Genomic DNA, 11,963 nt, shown 5'->3' on the forward strand with positions numbered 1-11,963 from the left:
CGATCTAAGATTGCACTTTAGTTCCTTCGCTGCCACTCAGGATGAAAAGCAGTGTGCACACAATTGGTTTATAGGATAAAATATAACTCTCTTTAAAATGTATAGTAAACACCTGAAGTATACTTACCGATTTCTTTTCCTGAGTGAAACGAAGGATCTAAATCCATTTTCGCAAACAATTCTTAGTTCCTTCCCCCGAAGCGCTCGGGGTCAGGATGAAAAGCATTGTGCATACAACTACTTCACATGGTTATAGCATTTATAGCCTATAAAACAAAAAACCTCCAGACGAATCCAGAGGTCAATAAAGCCTTTTATGGAAAAGCTGAATTAGTTGAGGACATTCTGATCTACCCAATGCTTGCCCCACTCATTCTGTTCTTCTTTATTCCATAATTCAGGAAAGAACATCACTTTCTGGAATCTTGGCGGTAAATACTTCTGCCAATTAGTTCCCCCCGTAGCTTTAATATCTTCTGGATTACGCTGCAAATAACGTACGGCCGACTTATAATGCACCAAAGGCCAATCAACATTGGCGAGCAAATCGTAACGTTTCAGTTCGGCAACAAGCTCTTCCGTTCCTTCTAATTCTTTATAGAAACGGATATAAAGCTGGTTCAAATTGGTGGACTTCACCTCATTGGCCAACTGAACAAATTCTTTAGAATATTTAGCTTCAAATTGATCCAAAGTCAAAGTTTTTTTGCCTGTTTTTAGTTCGGTAGCTCCTGTCTTCCAGTAAATAGAATCATAAAGCTCTTCGATTGAAGCATAAGGGTCGAAGTCATCGCGCTTTTCATGATTAACCAAGTTAATCATGTCTGTTGATGCAATTTCAATCATTCGATACTGAGCCGATTGAAAACCCGAGGCTGGCAAAAGCGACATTCTGAACTGTAAAAATTGCTCCTTTTCCATGCCTTGAATCATGATGGAAAAAGAATGACAAAGGTGTTCGAAGTAGTTATTAATACGCTTTACGCGGGCCGTGAAAAATTCAAGGTTTGGGTGTTCAGCCGATTGCATTTGTTTCATTTCCCACAGAATCAGTTTGAAATACAGCTCTGTAGACTGATGATAAACAATGAAAATCATTTCGTCAGGAAAATGTGTTTTGGGATGTTGAAGTGCCAAAAGCGACTCTAAATTGATGTATTCCCAATATTTGAGGTAATCAGCGTGGAGTAAACCATCAAGGTATGAAGCCATATCTTGCCCCATTGCTTCGTATTTGGCTTCAAGTTTTTTAATTCTATCTAATATCCCTTGGTCGATTTCCTTGTTGTTCATACGTTTGTATTGTACTGAAATACGTGCAAATTTGAAAGATAATATTTAGAAACCAAAGAAGATATGAACACCGATAACCACGCTAAAATCCAGAAATCGTCTAAGCAAGATACTTTTGAACACCCTGATTTCTACGGAATGGATTCGCTGCTTACCGAAGAGCACATCATGGTGCGTGGTGCGGTGCGTGATTTCGTAAAACAAGAAATCTCTCCTTACATTGAAAGCTGGGCGCAAAACGCACATTTCCCGCTCGAAATGGTGAAAAAATTTGGGGATATCGGAGCATTTGGGCCTCAGTTACCTACCAAATATGGTTGCGGTGGTATGGACTATATTTCTTACGGTTTGATTATGCAAGAAATTGAGCGTGGTGACTCAGGCATGCGTTCTACGGCTTCGGTACAAGGCTCTTTGGTGATGTACCCTATCTACAAATTTGGCAACGAAGAGCAACGCCATAAATACTTACCAAAACTGGCTTCTGGCGAATGGTTGGGTTGCTTTGGTTTGACAGAGCCCGATCACGGTTCTAACCCTTCTGGCATGACCACCAATTTTAAAGACATGGGCGACCATTACCTTTTGAATGGCGCGAAAATGTGGATTTCAAATGCTCCTCATGCCGATGTGGCTGTGGTTTGGGCGAAAAGTGAAGAAGGAAGAATTCACGGACTGATTGTAGAGCGTGGTATGGAAGGTTTCTCTACCCCTACTACACATGGCAAATGGTCTTTACGAGCCAGTGCTACTGGTGAATTGGTATTCGACAATGTGAAAGTGCCGAAGGAAAATCTATTGCCGAACAAAAGCGGTTTGGGTGCGCCAATGATGTGTTTGGATTCCGCTCGTTATGGCATTGCTTGGGGTGCTATTGGTGCTGCTATGGATTGCTATGAGTCGGCTAGAAAATATTGCGCAGAGCGTATCCAGTTTGATAAGCCCATCGGTTCTTTCCAATTGCAGCAAAAGAAATTGGCAGAAATGCTTACAGAAATTACCAAAGCGCAATTATTGAACTTCCGCTTAGGCCAACTTTTTAATGAAGGAAAAGCCACAACGCCTCAAATTTCTATGGCCAAGCGTAATGCAGTAGAAACTGCATTGAATATTGCCCGCGAAGCAAGACAAATGCATGGTGGAATGGGCATTACAGGCGAATACCCAATGATGCGCCATATGGCCAACTTAGAATCTGTAGTTACTTATGAAGGAACACATGATATTCACTTGCTAATTCTCGGTGCCGAGATTACAGGGATTCCTGCTTTTAAGTAGGAATCTAAAAATGAAGTTCATGCCTCATATATTAAGTGTAAACGTCATAAAAATTCATCTATTCATTGCTATGCGTCACTTTTGTGACTCATACATAATGTTGGCAATAATTTGAAAATCAGCAATGGAAATTGACAAATCACTTATCACAACAATTAGCGAGAATGGAGGAACTGATATTTTATCGGAACTTGGTGAAATAACCTTGGATTTAATAGTCGATAATGATGCAATTAATCAAATCCCTATAATTGGAACTTTAAAAAGTATTTACAAAATAACAAACAGTATTTCTGACCATTTGTTTGTTCAAAAAATTCTTAAATTTTTACGTGAGTTAGAAACTCTTTCTGATAAAGAAAAGAGTGAAATGAAGTCAAAAATAGATAATGAAAGTGATAATAAAGTCGGAGAAACTCTCCTTGAAATAATTAATAAGATTGACGACAATAACAAACCAAAAATAATTGCTGTAATTTTCAAATCTTATATTAATGGAGAAATTGACTTTAAAACATTTCAAAAATTTTCTCAAATAGTCAATAAAAGTTACCTTCCAGATTTATTGAAACTAACTATTTTTTTTAGAGGGCAACCAATAACAAATGAATATAGTAGTTCATTATTGAGTATGGGATTAATAAAAATTTCAGAAAAAAAATATAGTGGACAAGTTAGTTTAAGAAGCTTGTCAGAGCGTCAAATGTTTGAGTATAAACTTAATGATGATGGAAAGAAATTGATGTATATTTTGTATCCTCAATTTGAGGTTATTAGTTAAAAACCATTGCCAACAATGCATAAAAATAATTGCTCAATTTTGGGCTTAATCAAAGGTCTTTGTAAGCTTAATACGTTTGATTCCACCCTTGTTAATGTTCTTCGCCAACAAACCACTTAAACTATGAATTAACCGCTTCCATCCTGTTACCATCTATTCATTCCGGACTCTGTCCATTTTACCTGCTGGTTTAAATGGTAAAAACCATTCTTTACAATACATTTAACAAATAGCCCACGGTTTAAACCGTGGGCTATGGAATTAGCCAGTATTAACCGTTTTAACGGTTTCACCTGATTGATTAATACTTACCGAAGTGTAGATAGACCTAAACCAATTCCTCTTCTGGTTTTGCAACAGATACATTTTCTGGTCTTAAACCTCTTACCGCCCTGCCAGCTTGCCACATTTCAGAATTGCGAATAGCTTCCAATTCTACCTCAAGCTTCTCACGATAATCTGACTGAGAATTAGAATCGATAGAATTTTTGGCCTCAACTCCATCTGTAACCGATTTATACAACTGCTCAAAAACAGGTTTTGTAGCAGCATAGAATTTATCTTTCCAATCCAAAGCACCGCGCTGTGCGGTAGTCGAACAATTAGCATACATCCAATCCATACCATTATCAGCAATAAGCGGATAGAGGGACTGCGTTGCTTCTTCTACCGTTTCGTTAAAGGCCTCAGAGGGTGAATGTCCATTCGCCCGAAGCACTTCATATTGTGCTTGGAATAAGCCTTGAATGGCGCCCATCAAAGTACCTCTTTCGCCCGTAAGGTCAGAGGTTACTTCTTTGTAAAAAGTGGTTTCGAAAAGGTAACCCGAACCCACTGCAATACCCAAAGCAATTACGCGATCTCTGGCTTTACCGGTAGCGTCTTGGTGAATAGCAAAGGAAGAATTCAATCCTTTTCCTTCTACAAAAAGTGAGCGCAATGAAGTACCAGAACCCTTTGGTGCTACCAAAGCTACATCAACACCTGACGGAGGAACAATGCCCGTTTTGTCACTGTAAGCAACTCCAAAACCATGAGAGAAATAAAGCATTTTACCCGCAGTGAGGTGCCTTTTCACCGTTGGCCAAACTGCAATTTGAGCCGCATCGGACAACAAATAGCAAATAATTGTTCCTCGTTCTAGCGCTTCTTCAATTGGAAAAAGTGTTTCTCCCGGCACCCAACCATCGGCCACAGCTTTGTCCCAAGTTTTAGATTCCTTTCTTTGCCCAACAATTACATTAATGCCATTGTCTTTCAAATTAAGCGATTGCCCAGGGCCTTGAACGCCATAACCAATTACCGCAACCGTTTCGTTCGATAATACTTCTTGTGCTTTTGATAGCGGAAATTCATTGCGGGTCACTACGTTTTCTTCTACCCCGCCAAAGTTGATCTTTGCCATTATTATTGTTTTTAGTGTTTCTAATTTGTTTAAATCCTCCCCTCTTCGAGAAGGTGATTTTTGTCATTATGTTCGTCATTGCGAGGAAGTAGGCTTGTCGATAGACAAGGTTACGACCGCGGCAATCTGTCTTGACTAAGCTCGAGACTGCCACGCTCTTTATCTCCCTATGGTCGATAAAGAACTCTCAGTGATGGTTCGAACCATCATTGCGAGAAATTAAGCTTTGCTAGAAGCTTGATAACGAAGTAATCTCTCTGCTCACTCTAAATCCCTTCCAATTCCCCCATAGGTTTAATTACCGAAACTCGCCCTGAACGGACAAACTCCAGCACACCATACGGACTCAGAAAGTCGAGCAGCTCCTGCGTTTCTTCTTTATGCCCTGTTTTCTCTATAATCATGAAATCCGATTCCACAGAAAGTATCCGAGCATTGTTATCTCGAATGAGCTTTTCCACCAGGTTTCCTTCTGAAATCGACTTGGTGGATATTTTATATAGAGCGATCTCCTGAAATACCGTATCACTATCGGTATGGTACACCGCCTTCATTACCTCTACTTGTTTTTCAAGTTGAAGCACAAGTTTCTTTACCTGAGCCTCGGTGGTTTTCACTACAATCGTAAACCTATAAATTCCCGAACTCTCTGATTCAGAGCTGTTAATACTATCAATATTTAAATGTCTTCTGGTCAGTATGGAAGTGATGCGGTTCAATAACCCAACACTGTTTTCCGAGAAAATTGAAAGTGTATATGCTTGCTCCATATTATTCTAATCTGATTTCTGACACCGAAGCGCCCGTGGGCACCATCGGAAATACATTATCTTCTTGGCCTACGTGCACTTCTAATAAGTAACTGCCGTCATGCTGAAGCATTTCACTAACAGCGGCTGGCAGATTTTCTCGTTCACTAATTGATTCCCCTTCAATGCCATAACCCTTGGCAATGGCCACAAAATCAGGGTTTTCCATTTCGGTAGAAGAATATCGCTTATCGAAAAAGAGCTGTTGCCACTGGCGCACCATGCCTAAAAATGAATTGTTGAGAATGATGATTTTAACTGCCACTTTGGTCTGAAAAATGGCACCCAATTCTTGAATGGTCATTTGAAAACCGCCATCACCAATAACTGCAATCACTTCGCGCTCGGGCGCACCCAGTTTAGCCCCCAAAGCCGCTGGCAAACAGAAACCCATCGTGCCCAAACCACCCGAAGTAATATTACTTTTGCTTTGTTTAAACTGCGTATACCTGCTGGCCACCATTTGATGTTGCCCTACATCCGTGACCAAAACCGCATGACCATCGGTTTGTACATTCACCTGATAAATTACTTCCCCCATAGAAATTGGGCCAGAAGTGGGCTTTAAGTCCTGTTCGATGACTTTAGTTTGCTCCACTCCTTTCAATGCCTCGAATTCCTGCAACCAGCTTTGATGAGAGCGTTCATACACCAATGGAATCAGCGCTTGTAAACTTTCCTTGCAATCGCCCAATACGGCTACATCGGCTTGGACATTCTTATTAATTTCAGCAGGATCAATGTCAAAATGAATCACCTTGGCTTGCTTCGCATAGCGACTCAAATCCCCCGTAACGCGATCGTCAAAGCGCATGCCTACAGCAATCAAAACATCACATTCGTTGGTCAACACATTGGGTGCATAATTGCCGTGCATTCCCAACATTCCCACATACAAAGGATGATCTGATGGAAGCGCAGAAAGCCCTAAAAGTGTGGATGCGGCAGGTAAATTGGCCCTTTCAATCAGTTGTTTAAATTCCTTTTCAGCATTGCCCAAAATCACCCCCTGTCCAAAAACCACCAATGGCTTCTTGGCTGAATTGATCAAATCAGCAGCCTCTTCCACTCGGTTTAAATTCAGCGTTGGAACGGGCGTATAGCTTCTAATCTGCTTGCATTTACGGTAAGCAAAATCAAACATTTCAAATTGCGCATCTTTGGTAATGTCAATCAAAACTGGGCCAGGTCGGCCAGAACGAGCAATGTAAAACGCACGTGAAAGTGCTTCTGGCAATTGTTCGGCTTTTGTTACCTGATAATTCCATTTGGTGGCTGGCATGGAAATGCTGATGATGTCAATTTCTTGAAAAGCATCTGTGCCCAATAACTGCGACCCAACTTGCCCGGTAATGCATACCAACGGAGTTGAATCAATCATTGCATCTGCAATTCCGGTGATTAAGTTCGTAGCTCCTGGACCCGAAGTGGCGAGTACCACCCCTACTTTTCCTGTTACACGGGCATAACCCTGTGCTGCATGAATGGCACCTTGCTCGTGCCTAGTTAACACATGTTTAACTTGTTCCTGATAATGATAAAGGGCATCGTAAACGGGCATAATCGCACCGCCTGGATAGCCAAAAATCAAATCAACATCTTCAGCAATAAATGACCTGGGCACAGCATCCGCGCCAGAAGTACGCATCGTTTCCTTTACTGGTGGAGTAAGTGTAGCTTCTAAATACATATCATTGATCGGTTATGCAGCCTTCTGAAGCAGAGGCTACTGTTTTCGCATATTTATACAAGGCTCCTCGGCTTACTTTTAAGGCTGGGACTTTCCACTCGGCTTTCCTTTGGGCTATTTCTTCGGAAGGAATGTCCAGTGAGATGCTGTTTTGAATGGCATCGATAGTAATCGGGTCACCATCTCGAACCACGGCAATGGTGCCGCCTTCTTGGGCTTCAGGCGTAACATGACCTACCACAAAACCATGACTTCCTCCGGAAAATCGTCCATCGGTAATCAATGCCACCGAACTCCCTAAACCAGCACCCATAATGGCGGCAGTTGGCTTTAACATTTCTGGCATTCCTGGGCCGCCTTTTGGTCCCTCGTACCGAATGACCACGACATGACCCGCCTTCACTTTCCCTTCTTGAATTCCTTGAATTGCTAAAAATTCGTTATCGAAAACAATGGCTTTGCCTTCGAATCGTTCGCCCTCTTTCCCTGTGATTTTCGCAACAGCACCCTCTTCAGCCAAATTGCCAAAAAGCATTTGCAGGTGGCCTTGTGGTTTTATTGGGTTTTCAGTTGTGCGTATCACTTGCTGATCGAAGTTCAATGAAGGAACATCAGCCAAGTTCTCGGCTACCGTTTTACCTGTTACAGTCATGCAATCTCCATGAAGTATACCTTTTTCAAGCATATACTTCATGACTGCAGGCACCCCGCCTACTTGGAAAAGGTCTTCCATTAAGTACTTCCCACTGGGCTTTAAATCACCTAATAGTGGAGTGGAATCGGATAATCGCTGAAAATCAGCTAGAGTTAAATCCACATCAATGCTTTTGGCGATGGCCAATAAATGCATTACCGCATTGGTAGATCCGCCCAAAACAATCACCACCCGAATGGCATTTTCAAATGACTTTTTGGTCATGATGTCCTTGGGTTTCAAGTCCAGTTCGAGAAGATTTTTAATGGCTTTGCCAATGGCCTCGCACTCCTGATTTTTCACATCACTTACCGCAGGGTTTGAGGCACTGAAAGGCAATGACATCCCCAAAGCTTCTATGGCAGACGACATAGTGTTGGCCGTGTACATTCCACCACAAGCACCCGCTCCTGGACACGAATTTTTGATTACGCCTTTATAGTCTTCGTCTGATATATTTCCTGAAAAACGTTCTCCCAAGGCTTCAAATGAAGAAACAATATTCAGCTTTTTGTCTTTATAGCAGCCCCAGGCTATAGTTCCACCATAGAGCATGATGGAAGGGCGGTTGAGCCGAGCCATGGCAATCACCGAGCCCGGCATGTTCTTATCACAACCAGCCACCGCAATAATGGCATCGTAATAATGCGCACCAGCCACTGCTTCAATGGAATCGGCAATTATTTCTCTGGAAACCAGCGAATAGCGCATACCTTCAGTACCATTAGCAATGCCATCGCTTACGCCTATGGTGTGATAGATTAGCCCCACCAAATCATTATTCCATACACTTGCTTTGACCTGGCTAGCCAGTTGGTTCAAGTGCATATTGCAAGTGTTGCCATCGTAGCCCATGCTCACAATTCCCACTTGTGCCTTTTTCATATCAGCTTCTGTGAGGCCAACACCATAAAGCATGGCTTGCGAAGCAGGCTGGGTTTCGTCTTGCGTTAAGCGTTTACTGTATTTATTGAGTTCCATCAGGTATTTACTAATTGTGTTTTTGAAGGCTGTCGTACTAAATTTTGATAGACTTTCGCCACTTGATAGCCGATGGTTTCTTCCCAAGGCAAGCGAAAAGGGTTCCCATCCAGCAAACCAATTCCTGCTACTTCTACCGCTGTTCCTGTAAAGAAAGCGCCATCGGTTCCCTTCACTTTTTCAGGAGGGAAATAGGCTTCAACCACCTCATAACCTAAATCTCTAGCTATGTCAATGGCCGTTTCTCTTGTTATTCCTGGAAGAATATTTCCCAATGGCGGTGTGTAAAGCACTTTATCTTGTTCAAAGAAGAAGTTGGCGCCACTTCCTTCAGCCACCGAACCATTTTCGTCTAAAAGCAATGCTTCATCAAAGCCTTTGCGCTTGGCTTCGGTTGTGGCTAAAATAGAGTTGGTATAATGACCAGTAACTTTGGCTGCAACAGGAACAGAACGGGGATTCGGTCTTTCGTAGGAAGAAACCATCACATTCAGGCTTTTATCGCCTAAATATTTACCCCATTCCCAAGCACAAAGAAACAGATGAGATTCCTCAACGGTGCCTAATGCCATGTTCTCACCCAAATAAATCAAAGGACGGATATAGGCATCTGTCAACTGATTTCTTTCAAGCAACTCATAAGTGAGCGCTGTTAATTCCTCAATCGAGTAATTACAAGGAATATGCATTGACGCTGCTGAAGTCAATAGCCTTTCATAATGTGCTTCCGCTTTGAATACCGATGGAGCCCCATCGACATCGTATGCCCGAATGCCTTCGAAGACACCACTTCCGTAGTGCATACTCTGGTTGTACAAACTAGCGCTGGCCTCTGAGGCTTTCAGCCATTGGCCATCTAAAAAAACTGTGGTATTTGATCCGTAATACATCATTTTATGGTTTAAAATTATCTTGGCTCTTTTTCATTCTGGTTATGAATTTTTCTTCTTCTACAATCTCAATACACTGTCATTATTTTTAATAAGCCCTGTATATCAACACCTTACATCAACACTACTTACAACTTCAACATCCTGCTTTCTGACCGTTTTTAGCTACTGATTTTGGCATTAAGGCATAAAAAAGCCTTTCTCACGAGGTGAAAAAGGCTTCTAATGCATTGACAATAGTATCCTATTTCACCCCGTCCGGGTGGTAATAATGACTACTGTAATAATGGTTGTGTACTTGAACATCTAATCTTAATCTCTTTGTTTTTTATCTACTTCTCTATGTTTCTGTTTTTCTCACGGATCCTGAAACAAGTTCAGGAGGACACAGGAGGACATAAAAAAAGCCTTTCCGGTTGGGAAAGGCTCTCGATATTTTAAACTATACCATCCCCTCCCATCATGTATTCACGACAGTAATAATTTGGGTGATAATAATAGTATTTGCTCTCATTGTTGGCTCAAAGGAAATTAGATTGTTTTTCTAATCAAAGAATTTTTAAATTCAATTTTCACAAAACACGCCTTTAGGGAAATAAATCTGACTGTGTTCATAAGTCATTAAACCCTTTTTCACTAGCTCGTGAGCAGCAAAATCAGCTTCTATCCCTCCTTCAATATTAGACTGGTAAAAAATCAGTTGCCCTTCATTTTCGTTGAGGTTTAAAGCTCCTATTATGGTGTTTTGGCCACTTTTATGGGAAACAGACCTGATTAAATTTTCAGTAAAACGGTTGGTTTTAACAGCGGCAATGTCTTCATTTTCCTTATTAGATTTGTACCGAACAAAATAATAGTTCATTGCCATTTCTACATCGGCTTCATTTTTATCCCAAAGTGTGCAAAGTGTTTTCTTTACAGCATTGTGAGGGATAGGATCGGTGGAGAAAACCTCCAATATATAGCGATCAGCAGCAATAGCAGGGTCTGAATTGAGAATGGTTTTGGTTTCTTCCACATTGGTATCAAATAAGAAAACGCCACCTCCCGTAAAGAACGGTCCAGCCGCAATCATCTTCTTATCCTTCACCAAGCGGTTGATATTATTCATATGTCCGGTTTGTAAAGAGTCAATAGCCGCCTGAGAAATTTCAGCTTTGTTCGGGTTAGTATTCAGAAAAACGAAAGTGTATCGCCCATTTCCGTATTGCGCTGACAATGAAAATGACAAACAAAAAATAAAGGCTGTTAATAAAATACGTGTCATGGTGGGTTTCATAAATACATGCTAAATATAAGTGCTTATTTATAGCTGTTCATACTGCTCAAGATATCAAAGGTATTTTTTTAAAAAAATTATGATGCGAAAGGTAGTCCGATAGATCGCTTCGCACTTGCAGTCTCTAGCAAGCAACTTAGGTAATTTGAAATTGAGATTGCTTCATGGGACAGTGAGATTGCTTCACGTAAATACCTCCACTCCGAATAACATCTGCAGGTTCGCAATGACGGTCTCAATCACACATTATTCTTGAATGCAAATCACCTCAAACGCCTCATCGGAGCGTCACTGCGAGGCACAGGCCATGCGGTAGCAATGGACTGTAACGAAGCAGTCTCTAGTAAACAGCTTAGGTAATTAGAAATTCAGATTGCTTCACGGGACAGTGAGATTGCTTCACGTAAATACTTCCACTCCGAATAACATCAGCAGGTTCGCAACGCTTGCGCTGAAGCTACAGCGAAGGAGCAATGAGGGATAATGCAGGTATTTCCTGTTAATAATAGTTTAATCACACATTATACTTCAATGCAAATCACCACAAACGCCCCATCGAAGCGTCACTGCGAGGCACAGGCCATGCGGTAGCAATGGACTGTAACGAAGCAGTCTCTAGCAAGCAGCTTAGGTAATTTGAAATTGAGATTGCTTCACGTAAACCTGTTCACTCCGATAAACCGTAGCAGGTTCGCAATACCCTACCCCATTCCTTTGCTCCTCTTTGCGTGCTTTGCGGTAAAATCAAACCTTCTTGTATTGCTGCAAAAAACCTCTACGAGGTGACTGAAAATAGTAAACTTCTACACTCATTTTTAAAAACTAGTTATCATCATAATTTTATTTTAACATATTTTTATATG

General features: G+C 41.3%; 9 protein-coding genes. 2 read left to right on the forward strand and 7 right to left on the reverse strand.

The genetic code is table 11. The features are described 5' to 3' along the window. Window positions 1-330: 330 nt before the first annotated feature. Window positions 331-1,293, reverse strand: a complete 963-nt coding sequence (locus MB14_RS14155; RefSeq protein WP_062592639.1) for a tryptophan 2,3-dioxygenase family protein — start codon at window positions 1,291-1,293, stop codon at window positions 331-333. 63 nt (window positions 1,294-1,356) lie between these two features. Here MB14_RS14155 and MB14_RS14160 point away from each other — a divergent pair, with 63 nt between their 5' ends. Then, on the forward strand, window positions 1,357-2,571 hold the full coding sequence (locus MB14_RS14160) for an acyl-CoA dehydrogenase family protein (RefSeq protein WP_062592641.1): 1,215 nt from the start codon (window positions 1,357-1,359) through the stop codon (window positions 2,569-2,571). A 124-nt stretch (window positions 2,572-2,695) separates the two neighbouring features. Continuing rightward, window positions 2,696-3,352, forward strand: coding sequence for a hypothetical protein (locus MB14_RS14165; RefSeq protein WP_062592643.1), 657 nt, complete (start codon window positions 2,696-2,698; stop codon window positions 3,350-3,352). Window positions 3,353-3,680: 328 nt separating this feature from the next. Here MB14_RS14165 and ilvC read toward each other — a convergent pair whose 3' ends face one another. The 6 genes from ilvC to MB14_RS14195 form a co-directional block, all read right to left on the reverse strand. After that, window positions 3,681-4,757 (reverse strand): ketol-acid reductoisomerase, encoded by a 1,077-nt coding sequence (gene ilvC / locus MB14_RS14170; RefSeq protein ID WP_062592646.1) that lies wholly within the window; start codon window positions 4,755-4,757, stop codon window positions 3,681-3,683. A 266-nt stretch (window positions 4,758-5,023) separates the two neighbouring features. Further along, entirely contained in the window at window positions 5,024-5,527 is a 504-nt protein-coding gene (gene ilvN / locus MB14_RS14175) for an acetolactate synthase small subunit (RefSeq protein WP_062592648.1), read from the reverse strand. A 1-nt stretch (window position 5,528) separates the two neighbouring features. Next, window positions 5,529-7,256, reverse strand: coding sequence for a biosynthetic-type acetolactate synthase large subunit (gene ilvB, locus MB14_RS14180; protein WP_246032567.1), 1,728 nt, complete (start codon window positions 7,254-7,256; stop codon window positions 5,529-5,531). Window position 7,257: 1 nt separating this feature from the next. Beyond that, the gene (gene ilvD / locus MB14_RS14185; RefSeq protein ID WP_062592650.1) at window positions 7,258-8,931 is read right to left on the reverse strand and encodes a dihydroxy-acid dehydratase; all 1,674 of its coding nucleotides are present in this window, start codon (window positions 8,929-8,931) and stop codon (window positions 7,258-7,260) included. Next, complete coding sequence (locus MB14_RS14190) at window positions 8,931-9,824, reverse strand: branched-chain amino acid transaminase (RefSeq protein ID WP_246032566.1); 894 nt, start codon at window positions 9,822-9,824, stop codon at window positions 8,931-8,933. The genes ilvD and MB14_RS14190 overlap by 1 nt, the downstream gene beginning before the upstream one ends. Window positions 9,825-10,386: 562 nt before the next feature. Continuing rightward, entirely contained in the window at window positions 10,387-11,088 is a 702-nt protein-coding gene (locus MB14_RS14195; RefSeq protein ID WP_062592654.1) for a YciI family protein, read from the reverse strand. Window positions 11,089-11,963: the final 875 nt, after the last annotated feature.

The sequence above is a fragment of the Roseivirga ehrenbergii genome (genome assembly GCF_001593005.1).
Lineage (GTDB): Bacteria > Bacteroidota > Bacteroidia > Cytophagales > Cyclobacteriaceae > Roseivirga > Roseivirga ehrenbergii.

Bases quoted from the DNA above. Each gene is read 5' to 3' on its own strand.
- MB14_RS14155 (WP_062592639.1), bottom strand. From the start codon at position 1,293: ATGAACAACAAGGAAATCGACCAAGGGATATTAGATAGAATTAAAAAA.
- MB14_RS14160 (WP_062592641.1), top strand. From the start codon at position 1,357: ATGAACACCGATAACCACGCTAAAATCCAGAAATCGTCTAAGCAAGAT.
- MB14_RS14165 (WP_062592643.1), top strand. From the start codon at position 2,696: ATGGAAATTGACAAATCACTTATCACAACAATTAGCGAGAATGGAGGA.
- ilvC (WP_062592646.1), bottom strand. From the start codon at position 4,757: ATGGCAAAGATCAACTTTGGCGGGGTAGAAGAAAACGTAGTGACCCGC.
- ilvN (WP_062592648.1), bottom strand. From the start codon at position 5,527: ATGGAGCAAGCATATACACTTTCAATTTTCTCGGAAAACAGTGTTGGG.
- ilvB (WP_246032567.1), bottom strand. From the start codon at position 7,256: ATGTATTTAGAAGCTACACTTACTCCACCAGTAAAGGAAACGATGCGT.
- ilvD (WP_062592650.1), bottom strand. From the start codon at position 8,931: ATGGAACTCAATAAATACAGTAAACGCTTAACGCAAGACGAAACCCAG.
- MB14_RS14190 (WP_246032566.1), bottom strand. From the start codon at position 9,824: ATGATGTATTACGGATCAAATACCACAGTTTTTTTAGATGGCCAATGG.
- MB14_RS14195 (WP_062592654.1), bottom strand. From the start codon at position 11,088: ATGACACGTATTTTATTAACAGCCTTTATTTTTTGTTTGTCATTTTCA.